This is a genomic window from Thioalkalivibrio versutus (genome assembly GCF_001999325.1).
Classification (GTDB): domain Bacteria; phylum Pseudomonadota; class Gammaproteobacteria; order Ectothiorhodospirales; family Ectothiorhodospiraceae; genus Thioalkalivibrio; species Thioalkalivibrio versutus.
In genome coordinates this window covers 1-17,842 of the sequence record NZ_MVAR01000043.1, presented here as the reverse complement: position 1 = coordinate 17,842, position 17,842 = coordinate 1, and the positions used below count along the sequence as shown (strand labels likewise).

Here is a 17,842-nt window from a genome sequence, read left to right as displayed (position 1 = left end):
CGGAGCGAGGGAAACCCCGGCCCGCGCAGCGGGCCGGGGTCGCGGCAGTCGGGCGTGTTTCTTGGGTACTTCTTTGCACGAGCAAAGAAGTACCTCGCGGTGCGCTCGCGAGAGAGCGCGTGGCAGGCGGCCCGACGAAGACACGTAAACACCGGAGGATGAACTGGGACCAGCCACAACCCACCCTTGGGAAGACCAGGCGACGTGTTACGGCGCCGGGCTGCGGCCCAGTGCCTGCACGCGCACCAGTTCGGCGGGCAACGCCGCCTCATGCCGAAGCGCGACATCCGCCCCCTCGTACAGCTGGATGGCGAGATTCGCCAGGAGCGCGTCGCGAACGCGATCGATTGCGACCGGACCACCAAGCTGGACCTGCATGGAGGTCGTCGGCAGGCCCGCATAACCACAGGGGTTAATACGCGCAAACGGCGCCAGCACCGGCGCCACGTTCAGGGCAAGGCCATGGATGCTGCGGGCGTGGCGCACGCGCAAGCCGAGGGCCGCAATCTTCGCCTGCCCGACATAGACCCCGGGCGCGTTAGCCCGACGTTCGGCCTCGATACCCCATTGGGAGAGCGTCTCGATGATGGCCTGTTCCAGACACTCCACCAGACGCCGCACGCCGATCCCGAGCCGCTTCAAATCGAGCAGCGTGTAGATCACCAGTTGCCCGGGCCCGTGGTAGGTGACCTGACCACCGCGGTCGATCGCCACCACCGGCACGGCCCCGGGATCCAGCAGGTGTTCCGGACGGCCATTGCGCCCCTGGGTGAAGACCGGGGGGTGCTGCACGCACCACAGGGCATCAGGGGCATCGACCGCGCGTTCGCGCCCATGCAACTGCATCGCCTGCCATACCGGAACGTAGGGCTGCAGCCCCAGCTCGCGCACCTCGACCGGGGCCGGTGTCACAGGATCATGCGCACCCGGTCGCAGCGGCCAAGGGAGCGGTAGAAGGCGTCCAGTTGTGCCTGGCTCGTCGCGGTAAAGGTGATGGTGATGCCGACGTAACGGCCGGCGCGCGAGGCCCGTTGCTCGATCACCGCGTCATCGGCATCCAGGTGTTCGGCCACGCAACCCTCTACGGCCTCCATCAACTCTGGATGGGCATCCCCCATCACCTTCACCGGGAACCGGCAGGGAAATTCGATCAGGGTCTCGCGGTCACTCATGCGGCACCTCCGGACTGCATTGGCTCACTCACGGGCGCACCCGGCTTGGCAGCCTGATAGGCCGCATGGAGGGCCTTCCAGACCGGACCAGGATGTCCCGCACCCACGACCCGGTCATTGAGGCGCGTGACCGGGAGGATCTCGCGGGTCGAACTGGTCAGCCAGATCTCCTCGGCCCGTGCCAGCTCCGGCTCGCTTACCGCGCACTCCTCCACCGGATAGCCCAACTCGCGCGCCAGATCGAGAACCCGTGACCGCGTCACCCCGGGCAGCACCGAAGGCGCAAGTGGCGGCGTCACCAGACGGCCGTCGAGGACCACGAGGACGTTGCTGGCCGCACCCTCGGTGAGCTGTCCATCACGCAGCAGGATCGCCTCGACCGCACCCTGCTCGACCGCGGCCTGGCGGTTCAGGACATTGGCCAGCAGCGTGGTCGCCTTGATGTCGCAGTGGCCCCAGCGGCGATCCTCGGCGGTCACGGCCGCCACACCCTCCGTGCGCACCGTCTCCGGCAGAGGACGGATCGGGCTCACCATCGCGAGGACCGTCGGCCGGGCATCCAGCGGGAAGGCATGATCGCGCGGGGCCACGCCGCGGGTCACCTGCAGGTACACCCCCAGATCCGGGGTAGCGGGATCGGCATTGCGCGCCAGCAGATCTTCCAGAAGCGCAGTCCACTGCCCCGCATCAAAGGGGTTGGAGATGCGAATGGCCGCGAGGGACCGATCCAGGCGCTCGAGATGCGCGGGGAGCATGAAGAATTCGCCCGCGTAGCTGGGAATCACTTCGTAGACCGAATCCCCGAACAGGAAACCGCGGTCCAGCGGCGAGATCCGCACCTGGTCCAGCGGCAGATAGTCCCCGTTGAAGTAGGCAATACTCACGCGCGGCCTGCGTGTCAGAACGGCCAGGCCGCCTGGATACCCAGCGCTGCCCCATCCCACAGGCGGCGCACGAGGCCACCTTGCTCCACCGTGTGCAACGCAACCAGTGGCTGGGTACGGATCACTTCGCCATCCAGGCGCACGACCACCTCACCGACCGGGTCACCCGCCGCCAGCGGTGCCTCCAACGGCTGGTGCACCTCCATCGAGGCGTCCAGGTCGTCCTCACGCCCCGGCGGAACCATCACCCAGAAGTCCTCGGCCAGCCCCACGGCGACCTCGGTATCCGCCCCGCGGTAGACCCGTGGCGTTCCCAGTTCGTGCGCCCCTTCGAACAACTTGCGGGTCGCGGTGAAACGCATACCCCAGTTCACCAGCGCCTGGGATTCGTTCGCACGGCGGGTCCCGCCCTGCTGATGGTCGGCCGCCTCGATGCCCATCACCGCGGCCACCAGGCGACGATCATTGCGCTTGGCCGACGACACCAGGTTGTACCCGGCGCTCGAGGTCCAGCCGGTCTTCAGCCCATCAAAGCCGGAATCGCGCCACAGGAGCATATTGCGGTTGCTCTGGGAGATGTCGTTGTACTCGAAGGACCGCTCGCTGTAGTAGCCATAGAGATCCGGGAAATCGCGAATGAGCGCCCGCGCCAGCAGCACCATGTCCTGCGCAGTGGTGTACTGCGACTCCTCGGAAGGCAGGCCATGCGGGTTGGCAAAATAGGACTGGCGCATCCCCAGCTCACGAGCCTGGGAGTTCATCATGTCGACAAAGGCCCCTTCGGAGCCGGCCACATGCTCGGCCAGAGCGGTAGAGGCGTCGTTCCCGGACTGGACAATCATGCCACGCAACAGATCCTCGACCGCGACCTCCTCGCCGACCTCGATGAACATCCGCGATGCCCCGGTCATCCCGGTGCGCCAGGCACGCTCGCTCACCGTGACCATATCGTCCAGCGCCATGCGGCCCTCGGTGATCTCGCCGAACACCACGTAGGCAGTCATCACCTTGGTCAGGCTGGCCGGTTCGCGCTCCACTTGCGGCTCGCGACTGGCCAGCATCAGACCGGAGTCGAAGTCCATCAGCGCATAACTCCCCGCCGTCACATCCGATGGCGGGCGCGGGATCCCGCTGGGGGTGATCGCCCCATCCCCGGCCACGGGCAGTTGCTGTTCCTGCGCGTGCACCGGAGCAAGCACCAGCATCGCGAGCAGGCAGGCCACCAGAAACGGCAAAAAGGGAATGCGGACGGACAGAGTCATGACAGGGAAGGACCTCCTTAAGGACCGGTCTACGATAGCAGAGTGGGGCCCGGGACGGGCCGGAAAAACAACAGCGGCAGAGCCTTTACTGGGCGTTCTCGACCACGCGGTAATCAACGTGCGCCGCACCCTGCAGGCGATCCGTGATCGCACGGACCGCATCGCCATCCTCCAGCGGGCCAATCCGCACGCGATGGAGTTCCGCACCGCTGTCCCGCCCCAGGGTGGAGATACGAACCGGGTCGAAACCCAGGGCGCGCAGATCTTCGCGCACCCGTTCGGCGGACTGGCGCTCGGAAAACGCCCCGACCTGGACAAAACGCCCGCCCCCGGCGCCCTCGCCGCTGGACCCGGCGGCGGGCACCCCGGAGTCTGCTGTCTCCGGTACCGGTTCGGGGGCTCGCTCGCCCCCCCGTTCCGGCGAGGTCACGGCAGCCACGTCGACGACGGACCCCGCGGCCGGCGCGGCCGCAACTCGGTCGTCGGACTCGGTATCACCCGGCCCCACCGAGCGCACACGCACCCGAGCCACACCGGCATCGGTCATGTCGATGCGATGGGCCGCAGCGTAGGAAAGGTCGATGATGCGCCCATCCACAAATGGCCCGCGATCATTCACCCGCACCACCACCTGCTTGTTGTTCTCCAGGTTGGTGACTTCGACATAGCTTGGCAGCGGCAGAGACTTGTGTGCCGCCGTCATCGCATACATGTCATAGGGCTCGCCGCTGGACGTACGCCGGCCGTGGAATTTTGTGCCGTACCAGGAGGCAATGCCCTCTTCCTCGAAGCCGTCACTGGTCCGCAGGGTGCGATAACGCTGCCCGAACACCTCGTATTCCGACGGGTTGCCATAGCGGCTGGGCGGCTCGTTGCGCGGCTCCGGTTCCGGGATCAGGGCCAGGTCCTGCGGCACGTCGGCCGCATCGGGGTAACTGTCATAGGCGGCGTCACCCAGCGGGCGCGGGTCGCGCTCCGGGGTACCGGAACAGCCAGCCAGCGCCAGCAACACAAACCCCAGCAGGAGCGCCCCGGGCGCAGGCCCGGAGGCCGGACTAGTCGGCCAGTGCCTCGGCAAGTTGGTGCACGGCCATCGCATACAGCGGGCTCCGGTTATAGCGGGTAATCACGTAGAAGTTCGGATATCCAAGGTAGTACTCGTAACCGTCATCACCCTCGAGACGAATGAAGGAATACTCGCCATCCTCGTCCACGGCCTCGTCGGGATAAATGCCGTGCTCGGCCAGTTCGTCGAGACCGAAGCGGGCCTGATAGTTGCGACTGCTCAGGGCCTCGTGGGCATCCCCCTCGACCCGCGCCTTCGCCACCACCGGCTCGCCATGGTTCCAGTGGTGCTCGCGAAAGTAGTTGGCCACCGAGCCGATCGCGTCCGGCCAGGAGTTCAACAGGTCACGCTGACCGGAGCCGTCGAAGTCCACCGCGTAGTGGCGGTAGCTGGACGAGATGAACTGACCGCGCCCCATGGCCCCGGCGTAGGATCCGCGCGTCTCGCGCGGATCCAGGCCTTCCTCGTCCACCAGGGTCAGGAATTCACCCAGCTCGCGGCGGAAGAAATCCGACCGCGGCGGGTAGTCGAAGCCCAGGGTCACCAGGGCATCGAACACGCGGAAGCCGCCAGTGTTGCGGCCATAGTAGGTCTCGACCCCGATAATGGAGGCGATGATCTTCGGCTCCACACTAAAGCGATCCTCGGCGCGCTTGAGCCAGCGGCCGTGTTCTTCCATGAAGTCGCGACCGCGCTCGATGCGCTCGTCGGTGATGAAGATCGGACGATAGTCCTTCCACGGCCGCGCCTCGGCCGGGCTGGAGATCAGGTCGAGGATGCGCTGCTGGGGGTCGGCGGCGGCAAACATCGCCTCCAGCGCCTCGCGGTCGCGGCCGGCCTCCACCTGTTCGTCGATGAACGCCTGCACCTCGTCGCGCTCGAGATACGGCGGATCGCCGGCACGGAATTCGCTTTCGGCCGCGACCGGGAGGGACACGGCCGCCAGGGACAGGACCAGCCCCGTCCATAACAGGGTCGGGCGGACAATGCGGGCCCACACGGGGCGCAAGTTCAGGCTCATCGATTCACCAGGCGTTTCTGGGAGGCTATGCTCATGAGAATACCGAAGGCGACCATAAGGGTCACCAGCGAAGTACCCCCGTAACTGACGAGGGGCAGCGGCACGCCGACCACCGGCAACAGGCCGGTCACCATGCCGATATTGACCACCATGTAGACCGCAAAGGTCAGGCTGATACTCCCGCCCAGCAACCGGGCGTAGCGATCCTGTGCCAGCGCGGCGATCCAGAGCCCGCGCGCAACAATCGCAAAATACAGCAGCAGCAACAGCGCGACACCGATAAAGCCGAATTCCTCGGCGTAGACCGCAAAAATGAAGTCGGTGGAACGCTCGGGCAGAAACTCCAGTTGCGACTGGGTCCCGTTCAGCCAGCCCTTGCCATACAGCCCGCCGGACCCGATGGCGATCTTCGACTGGATGATGTGATAACCGGCGCCCAGAGGATCGGACTCCGGGTTGAACAGCGTCAGCACCCGCTGGCGCTGATAATCCAGCATCTGCGACCACAGGATCGGGATGGCGGCGGCCGCCGTGACCCCAAGCCCAACGAACCAGCGCCAGCCCAGCCCCGCAAGGAAGATCACCAGGAACCCGGCGGCTCCGACCAGCATCGAGGTGCCCAGGTCCGGTTGCTGCATGATCAGATAGACCGGCGCCAGGATCAGCGCCGCGGTCACCACCAGGTCTCGGAAGCGCGGACGACCATCCCGCTGGGACAGGTACCAGGCCACCATCATCGGCACCGCGAGCTTCATGATCTCCGAAGGCTGGAAGCGCATGAAGCCGAGATCCAGCCAGCGCTGCGCGCCCTTGCCAACATCCCCGACCCACATCACCGCCAGCAACAGCAGGACACCGGCTACAAAGAGCCATGGCGAGATCGCGCGCAGGGCATGCATGGACACCTGGGCGACCAGCAGCATGGCGACCACCCCCAGGCCGATCCGCATGACCTGTCGCTCCAGGGCGACCACGCTCTCGCCGGTGGCGCTGAACAGTATCGCCAGCCCCAGCAGCAGCAGGATGGACAGCAGCACCAGCAGCACGCTGTCCAGGCGCAGGCTGCGCAGCGCCCACTGACTAACGGACATCTCGCGGCCGGTCACGCTGATCATTCGTCCTCCGGGACATCGATCGTCATGCCCGCCCCCTCCAGCAGATAGGCATCCATCACCTCGCGGGCCACCGGCGCCGCCACCCGGCCACCGGAACCGCCGTGCTCCACCAGCACCGCCACCGCGATGCGCGGATCCTCGGCCGGGGCATATCCGACGAACAGGGCATGGTCCCACAGGCGCCGTGCCAGTTCCTCCTCGTCGTATTCCTCGTCCTCGCCCAGGCTGAACACCTGCGAGGTACCGGTCTTGCCGGCGATGGTGTACTCCGGCCGGGTACTGCCGACGCTACCCCAGGCGGTGCCATGACGCGCGTTCACGGCCTCCACCAGCGAGCCATGGATGGCGTCCCAGTGTTTCTCGTCGACCGTTACCGGATCCCGCAGCAGGGGTAAGCGATATTCGGGTTCGCCCACTCCGTTGTCCATGGCGCGCAGCAAGTGCGGCTGATAGCGCTCGCCACGGGCCGCAAGGGCCGCAGTGAAGTCGGCCATCTGCAGGGGGGTCGACAGCATGTAGCCCTGACCGATCGCGGTGATCAGGGTCTCGCCGGGAAACCACACCTGGTCATGCGTGGCCCGCTTCCAGTTGCGGCTGGGCAGGATGCCCGGGCGCTCCCCGGTGGAATCGATCCCGGTCCGCTGCCCGATCCCGAAGGCCCCCAGAATCGGGACCATGCGGTCGATCCCCATGGTGTGGGCCAGGTCGTAGAAATAGACGTCCGACGACACCGCGATGGCGCGCGACATGTCCACGCGACCATGCCCCTCGCGACGCCAGTCGCGATAGCGCCGCTCATGCCCCGGGAGCTGGAAATACCCGCGGGCGAACATCTCGCGCTCGGCGGTGGTCACCTCTTCGTCCAGGGCCGCCAGACCCACCAGCGGCTTGATCGTCGAACCCGGCGGGTACTGGCCACTCAGGGCGCGGTTGAACAGAGGCCGGCGATAGTCGTCACGCACCGCGGCAAAGTCGGCCTGCGAGATCCCGTGGACGAACGACTCGGGATCAAAACCGGGGGCGCTGACCAGCGCAAGCACCTCGCCATTATTCGGATCCACGGCCACGATGGCCCCGTCCCGCCCGGCCAACGCCCGATAGGCCGCCTGCTGCAGGTTGACGTCCAGGGTCAGGGTCAGGTCCGTGCCCGGTTGCGGCGGGGTCACCGAGAGTTCGCGGATCACGCGCCCCTGGGCGTTCACCTCCACCTGGCGATAGCCCGGCCGCCCGTGCAGCAGATCCTCGTAGTAGCGCTCGACGCCGCTCTTGCCGATATGCGAAGTGCCGGCATAGGCACGCCCGTCGACCCGCTGCAGGTCCTGCTGATTGATGCGCCCGACATAGCCGACCGCATGCGAGAACTTGGACCCCAGCGGATAGAACCGCAGCGGCCGCGCCTCGATCTCCACCCCGGGCAGCTCGTGGCGCGAAACCGCAATCCGCGCCACCGTCTCGTCGTCCAGGCCGGCCTTCAGCAACACCGGCTGGAACGGCCGCCGCTGACGCACCCCGCGCTGGAACCGCTCGACGTCCGCCTCGCTTAGCTCCACGTAACCGCGCAGGCGAGCGAGCAGGGAATCGAGATCGCCGGCCTGCTCGACCGTGACCTCCAGCTGATAGGAGGCGCGATTGCCCGCCAGAAGCACGCCATTGCGGTCGCGGATCACCCCTCGAGTGGGGGCAATCGGTTCCACCCGCAGGCGGTTGTTCTCCGAGAGCGTGGTGAAGTGCGTGTGCGCACCGACCTGCAGGCCCGAAAGCCGCCAGCCCAGTGCCAGCAGAATGACCCCCAGGATCACCAGCGCCAGCAGGATGCGCACGGCAAAGCGTTCGCGGTCCTGCTGTTCCTCGCCGTAGGCGTCGCGTTCCGCCATTTCAGGGGGTCACGGGGCCGTGATCCCCGCTGACCACCGCCCACGCAAAGACCGGACCGCCCCAGGGGGGCGGCCCGGCGCTGGCCTCTCGCTGCATGCAGCGGGTGGCGACGTCAGATCTTGCTCTTCTGGAAACGCTTGTAGCTGGCAACAATCTCCGCCTTGGCCGCCTCGGCGTCCGCCCAGCCCTCGACCTTGACCCACTTGCCCTTCTCCAGCTCCTTGTAGTGCTCGAAGAAATGCTTGATCGAGTCCAGCAGTTCCTGACCCACGTCCTCCGGCCCCTGATACTTTTCGTACTGCGGATGCAGTTTGGTCACCGGCACGGCCAGGATCTTGGCGTCCACACCCGCCTCGTCGGTCATCTGCAACACGCCGATCGGACGCGAACGCACCACCGAACCCGGCATCAGCGGCACCGGGGTGACCACCAGCACATCCACCGGATCGCCGTCTTCCGACAGGGTATGCGGAACAAACCCGTAGTTGCACGGATAGAACATCGCGACCGTCATGAAGCGATCAACCATCAGGGCCCCGCTGTCCTTGTCGATCTCGTATTTGACGGGCTGCCCGTGGGCGGGGATCTCGATCACGACGTTGACGTCATTGGGGAGATCCTTGCCGGCTTCGATCTGGTTCATGTCCATGCTTGCTTCCCAAAAGTTGGTTTGGCTAGCCGGGCATTATACAGGGGACACGCACCTCAAGGGCACCCGGCCAGCGGCCCCAACGGTTGCGGGCAAGCACCTTCAGGCGGTATAAGACCGCGCTCGGGAAACGGTTTGCGTCTTCAGTGACCAGCCCCGTTTCGCCACCGCCATTCACCGTGCCGCCCCCGTTCCCGGCTAGTCCTGCGGTTCGGCGCGGCACCCGGCAGGAGTCAGCTATGCGTATCGTCCTGATGGGCGCCCCCGGTTCCGGCAAGGGCACCCAGGCCAAGAAGATGGTCGCCACCTTCGGCATCCCCCAGATCTCCACCGGCGACCTGCTGCGTGCCGCCGTCGCCGCCGAGACAGAACTCGGCAAGCAGGCCAAGAGCGCGATGGATGCCGGCCAACTGGTCCCCGACGACCTGGTGCTGGGGCTGATCCGCGATCGCCTGCAGGAACCCGATGCGCAGAAGGGGTTCATCCTCGACGGCTTCCCGCGCAACGTCGCCCAGGCCGAGGCCCTGGATACCATGCTGGCCGACATCGAGTCGCCGCTCGACCGCGCGATCCAGATCGACGTCCCGTTCGAGGAACTCAAGCAGCGCCTGACCGGGCGTGTCTCCTGCGGCGACTGTGGCGCAGTGTTCAACACCCATACCTTCCCGCCACAAAAGGAAGGCGTGTGCGACCTGTGCGGCGGTGACCTGGTCCACCGCGCGGACGACAACGAAGAGACCGTGGTCAACCGCCTCAAGGTCTACGAGGAGCAGACCCAGCCGCTGATCGAGTACTACGACGGTCATGGCCTGCTCAAGCACATCAACGGCACCCGCGACATCGAGCTGATCTTCGACGAGATCCGCCAGCTGCTGTCCTGAATTCGGGATGAGCCGCCGGCCCGCCAGCTCCGCGCCTCGCCGTCACCCGATCGCGCGGCAGGTCGCGGTGAGCCTGGGCTTGGCGGCCGCCGGCCTGATCCCCGCAACCGTTCCCGCCGACGACCGCCCGTCGGGATGCGCGTTTGCCCCGGAGATCGAATGGCCCGAGCTGCGTACCCTCGAGGGCGGCCTGACTGAGATTGACGCCGATCACGTCCGCCGCGATGGCGAACGCATCTCGGCCACGGGCGACGTGCACCTGTTCGAGGCTGGGCGACGCCTGGATACCGACTTCCTCGAATACGACCGCGCCACCGGCACTGCGCGCACCGAGGGCGACACCCGGCTGTTCGACGGCGACCTGCTGCTGCACACCGAAGGCGGCGAATATCGCCTGGACGCGGAGACCGGCGAGTTCCGCCGAATCGATTTCCTGGTGCAGTCCATCCCGGCCCGCGGTAGCGCCGAACGCGGCGTTCAGCATGCCCCGCACCGCCACGACTTCGAGGACGCCGAATACACCACCTGCCCGGTGGGCAACGACTCCTGGTGGCTGCGCACCGGCGACCTGGAGCTGGACCGCGAAAGCGGCGTCGGCGTGGCCCGCAACGCGACGATCCGTTTCAAGGGTGTGCCCATCGCCTACACCCCGTACATCAACTTCCCGCTGGATGATCGCCGCAAGAGTGGCTTCCTGCTGCCCAGTGCGGGTACCGGCGGGCGCACCGGGTTCGATCTCGCGACGCCCTGGTACTGGAACATCGCGCCCAACTACGACGCGACCTTTACCCCGCGCATCATGGCCGACCGCGGGGTAATGCTGGGCACCGAGTTCCGCTATCTGCAGCCCCGGCACCATGGTGTGCTTGACGTCCGCTACCTGCCGGATGACCGCGAGACCGGCGAAGACCGCCACTTCGCCCAGTGGCGCCATCAGACCCGGATCACTTCCAATCTGAACCTGCGCCTCGATGCCGCGGATGTCTCCGACCGCGAATACTTCTTCGATTTCGGCAACTCGGACCGCTACGCCGGTTCCACCCCCTATCTGCGGCGCTCCGCCGACCTGACCTGGAACCAGCCGGCCTACCGCCTGCGCACGCGCATCGAGGACTACCAGATCGTCGACCCCGAACTGAGCGCCACCGGCGAGCCCTACCAGCGCCTGCCGCAGATCACCCTGGAGGCGGGGGAGTACCTGGGCCACGGCCTGTCCTGGGACCTCGACACCGAACTGGTGCGTTTCGAGCGCAGTGAAGATCAGTCCGGGCGCCCGCTGGGCACCCGGCTCGACCTGAACCCCGAGGTGCGCTGGCGCCATGACACCGGCGGCTTCTTCTTCGAACCCGCCGTCGGCATCCGTCACACCCGCTACGAGCTGGACCGCCGCGGCCAGGACGACCGTCCGGAATCGATCAGCCGCACCGTGCCGCGGGCCTCCATCGACACCGGACTGATCTTCGAGCGCCCAATCGCGGACGGGCGACGGCTGCAGACCCTGGAACCGCGCATCTTCTACGGCTACGTGCCCTACCGCGACCAGAATGACATCCCGATCTTCGATACCGGCGAGGCCGACTTCAGCTTCGACAACCTGTTCAGCCTGGACCGCTTCGTCGGCGCCGACCGGGTGGGCGACACCCACCAGGTCACCACCGCCCTGACCACCCGCATCTTCGACGAGCAGACCGGCCGCGAACGCCTGAGCCTGTCAGTCGGCCAGATCCACTATCTGGAAGACCGCGAGGTCCGCCGGCGCCCGGGAGATGACCCACTATCCGAGTCACGCTCCGATCTCGCGCTGGAAGGCCGGGTCCGCATCGGCGATGCCTGGGACGGCCGCGGATCCATCCTCTACAACCAGGATGCCGGCGAGACCACCCTGGCGGCGGTCTCGGTCGGCTACAGCCCGCGCGAACGCGCCCGGATCAACGTGGGCTACCGCCAGCGCGAGGCCGGCGCCCGCTCCATCGACCAGACCGATGTCTCCGTGATGTGGCCGGTCACCGAGCGCATCGACGCCATCGGGCGCTGGAACTACAGCCTGCAGGAGGAACGCGATCTCGAACTTCTGGCCGGGCTTCAGTATCGTAGTTGCTGCTATGGTATCCGCGTGGTCGCACGCCGCGCGTACTCCTTCGACGAGACCTACGACAACTCGATCTACTTCCAACTCACGCTGGACGGCCTGGCACGGTTCGATTCCGGCGTGGATTCGCTATTGCGCGAGGGTATTGCCGGATATGACGCACGTCCCTGAACAACGCCGCCGCGGCAAGGCCCGCGCCCTGCTGCCGCTGCTGGCCGCCCTGGTCTACGGCCTCGGCCTGCCGGCGATGGCCCAGACGACCGCGCCCGCGGCCGGCGACCTCTCGCAGGGCGCGGTCGAGGCCCCGGTCACCCCCGGGGCCGCCCGCGACAGCGGGGCCCCGGCCGCCCCCATCACCCCGGAGGGCGACCGCTTCACCGACCGCATCCTGGCCGTGGTGGGTGACGACGTGATCACCCAGCGCGAGCTGGTGGAACGCATGAACCTGATCGCCCAGCAGATGGTCGAGCGCGGCACCCGCCCGCCGGATCAGGACACCCTGGCGCGGCAGGTCATGGAGCGCCTGATCGTCGAGCGCGTGCAGCTGCAGGAAGCCGAGCGCGTCGGCATCAATATCGACGAGATGACCCTGAACCGCGCGATGGAAAACATCGCCCGCGAGAACCGCATGACCCTGCCGCAACTGCGCCGGGCCCTGATGCAGGACGGGGTGGACTTCAACGCCTTTCGCGAACAGATCCGCCACGAACTGACCGTGAACCAGCTGCAGCGCCGCCAGGTCGATCAGCGCATCCGCGTCTCCGACCCGGAGATCGCCGACCTGATCGCCTCCGAGAGCGGCGCGATCGACCGCGGCGTGCGCTATCGCATCGCGCAGATCATGGTCCCCCTGCCCCAGGGCGCGGATGCCAGCCAGATCGCCGAGGCACGCGAGAAGGCCGAAGCGCTGCGCCAGCGCGTGCGCGAGGGCGGGGACTTCGCCACCGTCGCGATCAGCGAGTCCCAAGGCCCTCAGGCCCTGGAAGGCGGCGACCTCGGCTGGCGCTCGGCCGGCGAAATCCCCGGCATGTTCGCCCGCGAAGCGGTGCTGATGCGCACAGGCGAGATCAGCGAGGTCCTGCGCTCGCCCGGCGGCTTCCACATCATGAAACTGCTGGACCGCGAGGGCGGCGACCAGACCCGCGTGCAGCAGACCCGCGTGCGCCATATCCTGATCAGCCCGGACCAGGTGCGCAGCGACGAGGACGCCCGCCGCCAGGCGCAGTCGCTATACAACCGCATCCGCGAAGGCGCGAGCTTCGAGGACCTGGCACGCGCCAACTCGGACGACCCCGGCTCGGCCGCCCAGGGCGGCGCCCTCGGCTGGGTCAGCCCGGGCGAACTGGTGCCCGGCTTCGAGGAGGCCATGGACGCCCTGGAACCGGGCGTCGTCAGCGAACCGGTGGAGAGCCAGTTCGGCTGGCACGTCATCGAGGTCCTGGAACGCCGCGAGGTCGACACCTCGCGCGAACAGATCCGGGCCCGTGCCCGCGAGATCCTGCAAAACCGCAAGCGCGAGGAAGAACTCGAATTGTGGCTGCGCCGCCTGCGGGACGAGGCCTATGTCGAATACCGGGTCGACGGCTTCGGCTCCTGATCCGCGCGGGGCCCACGCGGTCCCGCGCCTGGCCCTGACCGCCGGCGACCCCGCCGGCATCGGGCCCGATCTCCTGATCGCCATGGCCCGGCAGCATGGCCACGCGCAGCGCGTCGCCATCGCCGACCCGGACGTCCTCGAGGCGCGTGCCCGCGAACTCGGCGAGCCCCTGCGCCTGATTCACTTCGACCCGGAACGCCCGCGCGCGATCACCCCGGCCCACACCCTGGAGATCCTGCCCGTACCGGTGGCAACCCCGGTGGTCGCCGGCACCCTGGACCCGGCCAACGCCGAGCACGTGCTGGCGTTGCTGGCCACGGCCGCCGCCGGCTGCCTCGACGGCACCTTCGAGGCGATGGTCACCGGTCCGGTGCACAAGGGCGTAATCAACCGCGCCGGGATCGCCTTCAGTGGTCACACCGAGTGGCTGGCCGAGCGTGCAGGCGCGCCGATGCCGGTGATGCTGCTGGCCACCGAGGGCCTGCGGGTCGCGCTGGTCACCACCCACCTGCCACTGCGCGCAGTCCCCGACGCCATCACCGCAGACCGCCTGGAGGCCGTGACCCGCGTCCTGCATCACGACCTGCAGCGCGACTTCGGTATCGCCGATCCGGTGATCGCCGTCTGCGGGCTGAACCCGCATGCCGGCGAGGATGGTGTCCTCGGACGCGAGGAGATCGAGATCATCACCCCCACCCTGGACCGCCTGCGGGAAGCCGGCATGCGTCTGCGCGGGCCACTACCGGCCGACACCGCATTCACCCCGCGCGCCCTGCACGGCGTCGACGCCGTGCTCGCCATGTACCACGATCAAGGACTGCCGGTGCTCAAGCATGCCGGCTTCGGCAGCGCCATCAATGTCACCCTGGGCCTGCCCTTCATCCGCACCTCGGTGGACCACGGCACGGCACTGGATCTGGCCGGCACCGGGCGCGCCGAGGTCGGCAGCTTCCAGGCCGCCGAACGCCTGGCCGAAACCCTCGCGGCGCGAGCCGCCGCACGCCGGAGCACCCCCAGGGCATGACCCGAATCAAGACCTCGTCGCCGATCCGCAAGCGTTTCGGCCAGAACTTCCTCCACGATGCCGGCATCCTCGCGCGCATCGTCGCGGCGATCGCCCCGCAACCCGGCGATGCCGTGCTGGAGATCGGTCCTGGCCGTGGCGCCCTGACGGCCGCCCTGCTGGAGCGCCTGGAGCATCTGGTCGCGGTGGAGATCGACCGCGACCTGGCGGCCGGCCTGCGCGCCGGCTTCCCCCCAGAACGCCTGGATCTGCACGTGGGCGACGCCCTGCATATGCAGCTATCCGAGCTCGGTGCGTTGCCCGAGCGGGGCTGGCGTGTGGTCGGCAACCTGCCCTACAACATCTCCACCCCGTTGATGTTCCACCTGCTGGATCAGGTCGGCGCGATCCGCGACATGCACTTCCTGCTGCAACGCGAGGTCGTGGAGCGCATGACCGCCGCCCCCGGCAGCAAGCGCTACGGGCGCCTGACGGTGATGCTGGCCGCCCGCGCCGAGGCGACCGCCCTGTTCACCGTGCCCCCCGGGGCCTTCCACCCCCCACCCAAGGTCTACTCCAGCGTCGTGCGCATCACGCCCCTGGCCGAACCGCGCGTCGCGCCGACGCTTTACCCAACCTTCGCGCGGGTGGTCAACCAGGCATTCTCCAGCCGCCGCAAGACCCTGCGCCGCGGTCTCTCCGGCCTGGCCGAGATCGCCGACCTCGAGGCCGCCGGCCTGGATCCGGGCGAGCGCCCGGAGAACATCGACATCACCGGCTTCGAGGCCCTGGCTCGACGCCTCCATCCCGCCACCCCCTGAACAGCCGGCGGCCGCGATCCGCTACCATGGGCCCATGGACCTGATCGTTGCTGATGTTGGCGGGACCAATACCCGCGTTGCCCGCGCCCACCGCGATGGGGACGGGTGGTCTTTGCACGAGGGCGAGCGCTACCGCAGCCGCGAACACCCCGACCTGGCCAGCATTCTCGAACGCTGGCGCACCGAGGTTGCGACAGTGGATACCTTTGCTGCGGCGGGTCTGGCGGTGGCCGGCCCCGTGCATCACGGCCGGGCGCGCGTCACGAACCTGCCCTGGCCAGCGCTGGACACCACCACGCTCGCGGATCACCTGGGGCTGCCCGTCACCCTGTTGAATGACTTTGCCGCCATCGGCGCGAGCCTCGACGCCCTGCAGCCACAGGACTATGAAACCCTGCAGGAAGGAGCGCACGATCCCGCCGGCCTGCGTCTGGTCGCGGGCGCCGGTACCGGGCTCGGCACCTGTCTGGTGGGCCCGCCCGGCGCCGCCACCATCTTTCCCGGCGAGGGCGGCCACGCGCGCTTCTCGCCCAGCGGGGCGGAGGAGGCCGCACTGGGCGATTTCGTAGCCCGCGAACTGGGATACTGCACACGCGAGCATCTGCTCAGCGGTCGCGGAATCGCCCGCATCGGGCATTTCGAGCTTGACCGCCAGCCTGACCCCGAATTGGCACAGGCCCTGGAGACCGCCGAACCCGCCGCGGCGATTGGCGAACTGGCGCTCGCCGGGCACCCCGCGGCTCAAGCCGTCATCGATCGCTTCGTCGGCATCTACGCCGGGCAACTGGCGGACATGGCCCTGACCGCACTCCCCACCGGGGGGGTCTTCCTGGCCGGTGGCATCGCCCCGCGCTGGCTCGAGGCATTCCGCGGACCACGCTTTCGTAGCACCTTCCGTAATCGCCCACCGATGACCCACTTGCTTGAGCAATTGCCCGTGGCCCTTATCATGCACCCCGAACCGGGCCTGCTCGGCGCTGCCGTTTACGCCAGCCGGTCCGTGAAACCCTGATGCCGGGCCTGCCCCGCGCACGGGCGTTTCCCGCTCACGAATCTGGAGCCGCAACCGCATGAACCAGCCCCAAGAGCACGACACCGAAGCCCACACCATCGAGATCGAGGTCTCCACTGCCTATGTGGAAGACCAGTCGGAACCCGATGACGACCGCTATGTCTTCGCCTATCACGTGGTGATCCGCAACGCGGGGGCGCTGACCGTGCAACTGCTCAACCGCCACTGGATCATCCGCGATGGCCGCGACCAGACGCAGGAGGTACGCGGCGAGGGCGTGATCGGGGAACAGCCCAGCATCGAGCCCGGTGACAGTTTCGAGTACACCAGTGGCACAGTGATCGAGACCCCGGTAGGCACCATGGAAGGTAGCTACGGCATGCGCGACGAACGCGGCAACACCTTCGACGCGCCGATCCCGCCGTTCACGCTATCCGTCCCGCGCACGCTGCACTAGGCGGCCCGATGGCACTGTACGTCGTCGGCGACCTCCAGGGCTGCCTGGACCCGCTGGAACGCCTGCTGGAGCAGGTGCGCTTCGACCCGGCGGCCGACCATCTATGGCTGGTCGGCGACCTGGTCAACCGTGGCCCGGACTCGCTCGGCTGCCTGCGCCGGGTCCGGGCGCTGGGGGATGCCGCGACCGCGGTACTGGGCAACCACGACCTGCACCTGCTGGCCACCGCGGAAGGCGTGCGCCCCCCCGGCGGCAAGGACACCCTGCGCCCGGTGCTGGACGCCCCGGATGCCGCCGACCTGCTGGACTGGCTGGCGCGGCGCCCGCTATTGCATTCCGACGCATCCAGCGGCTGGACCCTGGTGCATGCGGGCCTCCCGCCGGCCTGGGACCCGGACACAGCGCAGACCGAGGCACGGCGCGTGGAGGCCGATCTACGCGACCCCGCCCGCCGTCAGGCGCTGTTCGAGGTCATGTACGGCGATGAACCGACGCTGTGGAGCCCCGATCTCGACGGCTACGACCGCTCCCGCTACACCATCAACGCCTTCACCCGCATGCGCTACATCACCGCCGACGGTGCGCTGGAATTCGCCGGCAACGGCCCGCCGGAAGAGGCCCCATCCGGCCTCACCCCCTGGTTCCAGGTACCCGGCCGCGCGGCCGCCGGCCACCCGATTGTGTTCGGCCACTGGGCCGCCCTCGGACATCGCGTCGGGCCGGACTGGCTGGCCCTGGACAGCGGCTGCGTCTGGGGCAACCGCATGACCCTCGCCCGCCTCGACAACACCGACGGCGATCCCACCCGCGTGACGACCTGGCAAACGCCCTGCCCCGCCTGACCCGGCCGCTACCGCGCAGCACCTTCCAGGCACCCGCCTACCATCCGGCCGCATATGCCATGTTGTGGCTGGCCATGGTTCATCGCTCGGTGTTTA

17 protein-coding genes are annotated in these 17,842 nt (G+C 67.9%); 8 read left to right on the top strand and 9 right to left on the bottom strand.

All coding sequences use genetic code 11. The features are described from left to right. Positions 1 to 207 precede the first annotated feature (207 nt). The 9 genes from lipB to ppa all read right to left on the bottom strand — a co-directional run bounded on the left by lipB (position 208) and on the right by ppa (position 9,044). The gene (gene lipB / locus B0684_RS13135; RefSeq protein WP_018176124.1) at positions 208 to 912 is read right to left on the bottom strand and encodes a lipoyl(octanoyl) transferase LipB; all 705 of its coding nucleotides are present in this window, start codon (positions 910 to 912) and stop codon (positions 208 to 210) included. Further along, complete coding sequence (locus B0684_RS13130; protein WP_018144082.1) at positions 909 to 1,172, bottom strand: YbeD family protein; 264 nt, start codon at positions 1,170 to 1,172, stop codon at positions 909 to 911. Before B0684_RS13130 ends, lipB begins: the two co-directional genes overlap by 4 nt. Next, complete coding sequence (locus B0684_RS13125) at positions 1,169 to 2,056, bottom strand: D-amino acid aminotransferase (protein ID WP_018168126.1); 888 nt, start codon at positions 2,054 to 2,056, stop codon at positions 1,169 to 1,171. The genes B0684_RS13130 and B0684_RS13125 overlap by 4 nt, the downstream gene beginning before the upstream one ends. A 14-nt stretch (positions 2,057 to 2,070) precedes the next feature. Beyond that, positions 2,071 to 3,318 (bottom strand): D-alanyl-D-alanine carboxypeptidase family protein, encoded by a 1,248-nt coding sequence (locus B0684_RS13120; protein ID WP_018168125.1) that lies wholly within the window; start codon positions 3,316 to 3,318, stop codon positions 2,071 to 2,073. 85 nt (positions 3,319 to 3,403) lie between these two features. Further along, positions 3,404 to 4,417, bottom strand: a complete 1,014-nt coding sequence (locus B0684_RS13115) for a septal ring lytic transglycosylase RlpA family protein (protein ID WP_081623048.1) — start codon at positions 4,415 to 4,417, stop codon at positions 3,404 to 3,406. Next, positions 4,374 to 5,405: a lytic murein transglycosylase B gene (gene mltB / locus B0684_RS13110; RefSeq protein WP_018176126.1), complete on the bottom strand. Its 1,032-nt coding sequence runs from the start codon at positions 5,403 to 5,405 to the stop codon at positions 4,374 to 4,376. The genes B0684_RS13115 and mltB overlap by 44 nt, the downstream gene beginning before the upstream one ends. Continuing rightward, positions 5,402 to 6,520, bottom strand: coding sequence for a rod shape-determining protein RodA (rodA, locus tag B0684_RS13105; RefSeq protein WP_018168122.1), 1,119 nt, complete (start codon positions 6,518 to 6,520; stop codon positions 5,402 to 5,404). The genes mltB and rodA overlap by 4 nt, the downstream gene beginning before the upstream one ends. Then, complete coding sequence (mrdA, locus tag B0684_RS13100) at positions 6,517 to 8,394, bottom strand: penicillin-binding protein 2 (protein ID WP_018168121.1); 1,878 nt, start codon at positions 8,392 to 8,394, stop codon at positions 6,517 to 6,519. Before mrdA ends, rodA begins: the two co-directional genes overlap by 4 nt. 113 nt (positions 8,395 to 8,507) lie before the next feature. Continuing rightward, a complete protein-coding gene (gene ppa, locus B0684_RS13095; RefSeq protein WP_018144089.1) occupies positions 8,508 to 9,044 on the bottom strand; it encodes an inorganic diphosphatase in 537 nt (178 codons plus the stop codon). A gap of 239 nt (positions 9,045 to 9,283) precedes the next feature. On the opposite strand from ppa, the gene B0684_RS13090 reads away from it, so the two are divergent. Genes B0684_RS13090 through B0684_RS13055 form a run of 8 tightly spaced genes read left to right on the top strand, consistent with a single transcriptional unit; the run spans position 9,284 to position 17,746 of the window. Beyond that, positions 9,284 to 9,925 (top strand): adenylate kinase, encoded by a 642-nt coding sequence (locus tag B0684_RS13090; protein WP_018144090.1) that lies wholly within the window; start codon positions 9,284 to 9,286, stop codon positions 9,923 to 9,925. Positions 9,926 to 9,932: 7 nt separating this feature from the next. After that, complete coding sequence (locus B0684_RS13085; protein ID WP_018649725.1) at positions 9,933 to 12,185, top strand: LPS-assembly protein LptD; 2,253 nt, start codon at positions 9,933 to 9,935, stop codon at positions 12,183 to 12,185. Further along, complete coding sequence (locus B0684_RS13080; RefSeq protein WP_018649724.1) at positions 12,169 to 13,611, top strand: peptidylprolyl isomerase; 1,443 nt, start codon at positions 12,169 to 12,171, stop codon at positions 13,609 to 13,611. Before B0684_RS13085 ends, B0684_RS13080 begins: the two co-directional genes overlap by 17 nt. Then, on the top strand, positions 13,577 to 14,635 hold the full coding sequence (gene pdxA, locus B0684_RS13075) for a 4-hydroxythreonine-4-phosphate dehydrogenase PdxA (protein ID WP_018649723.1): 1,059 nt from the start codon (positions 13,577 to 13,579) through the stop codon (positions 14,633 to 14,635). Before B0684_RS13080 ends, pdxA begins: the two co-directional genes overlap by 35 nt. Next, positions 14,632 to 15,435, top strand: a complete 804-nt coding sequence (gene rsmA, locus B0684_RS13070; protein WP_018649722.1) for a 16S rRNA (adenine(1518)-N(6)/adenine(1519)-N(6))-dimethyltransferase RsmA — start codon at positions 14,632 to 14,634, stop codon at positions 15,433 to 15,435. Before pdxA ends, rsmA begins: the two co-directional genes overlap by 4 nt. A 34-nt stretch (positions 15,436 to 15,469) precedes the next feature. After that, positions 15,470 to 16,447, top strand: coding sequence for a glucokinase (locus B0684_RS13065; RefSeq protein ID WP_018649721.1), 978 nt, complete (start codon positions 15,470 to 15,472; stop codon positions 16,445 to 16,447). A 58-nt stretch (positions 16,448 to 16,505) separates the two neighbouring features. Beyond that, entirely contained in the window at positions 16,506 to 16,904 is a 399-nt protein-coding gene (gene apaG / locus B0684_RS13060; RefSeq protein WP_018144096.1) for a Co2+/Mg2+ efflux protein ApaG, read from the top strand. An 8-nt stretch (positions 16,905 to 16,912) separates the two neighbouring features. Beyond that, positions 16,913 to 17,746, top strand: a complete 834-nt coding sequence (locus B0684_RS13055; protein WP_018649720.1) for a symmetrical bis(5'-nucleosyl)-tetraphosphatase — start codon at positions 16,913 to 16,915, stop codon at positions 17,744 to 17,746. The last annotated feature ends 96 nt before the right edge of the window (positions 17,747 to 17,842 follow it).

Excerpts from the sequence above, each read along its gene's own strand:
- B0684_RS13130 (WP_018144082.1), bottom strand. The coding sequence starts at position 1,172 with ATGAGTGACCGCGAGACCCTGATCGAATTTCCCTGCCGGTTCCCGGTG.
- rodA (WP_018168122.1), bottom strand. The coding sequence starts at position 6,520 with ATGATCAGCGTGACCGGCCGCGAGATGTCCGTTAGTCAGTGGGCGCTG.
- pdxA (WP_018649723.1), top strand. The coding sequence starts at position 13,577 with ATGTCGAATACCGGGTCGACGGCTTCGGCTCCTGATCCGCGCGGGGCC.
- B0684_RS13115 (WP_081623048.1), bottom strand. The coding sequence starts at position 4,417 with ATGCGATGGCCGTGCACCAACTTGCCGAGGCACTGGCCGACTAGTCCG.
- B0684_RS13065 (WP_018649721.1), top strand. The coding sequence starts at position 15,470 with ATGGACCTGATCGTTGCTGATGTTGGCGGGACCAATACCCGCGTTGCC.
- B0684_RS13090 (WP_018144090.1), top strand. The coding sequence starts at position 9,284 with ATGCGTATCGTCCTGATGGGCGCCCCCGGTTCCGGCAAGGGCACCCAG.
- B0684_RS13085 (WP_018649725.1), top strand. The coding sequence starts at position 9,933 with ATGAGCCGCCGGCCCGCCAGCTCCGCGCCTCGCCGTCACCCGATCGCG.
- mrdA (WP_018168121.1), bottom strand. The coding sequence starts at position 8,394 with ATGGCGGAACGCGACGCCTACGGCGAGGAACAGCAGGACCGCGAACGC.
- B0684_RS13120 (WP_018168125.1), bottom strand. The coding sequence starts at position 3,318 with ATGACTCTGTCCGTCCGCATTCCCTTTTTGCCGTTTCTGGTGGCCTGC.
- B0684_RS13080 (WP_018649724.1), top strand. The coding sequence starts at position 12,169 with ATGACGCACGTCCCTGAACAACGCCGCCGCGGCAAGGCCCGCGCCCTG.
- apaG (WP_018144096.1), top strand. The coding sequence starts at position 16,506 with ATGAACCAGCCCCAAGAGCACGACACCGAAGCCCACACCATCGAGATC.
- B0684_RS13055 (WP_018649720.1), top strand. The coding sequence starts at position 16,913 with ATGGCACTGTACGTCGTCGGCGACCTCCAGGGCTGCCTGGACCCGCTG.
- rsmA (WP_018649722.1), top strand. The coding sequence starts at position 14,632 with ATGACCCGAATCAAGACCTCGTCGCCGATCCGCAAGCGTTTCGGCCAG.
- ppa (WP_018144089.1), bottom strand. The coding sequence starts at position 9,044 with ATGGACATGAACCAGATCGAAGCCGGCAAGGATCTCCCCAATGACGTC.
- mltB (WP_018176126.1), bottom strand. The coding sequence starts at position 5,405 with ATGAGCCTGAACTTGCGCCCCGTGTGGGCCCGCATTGTCCGCCCGACC.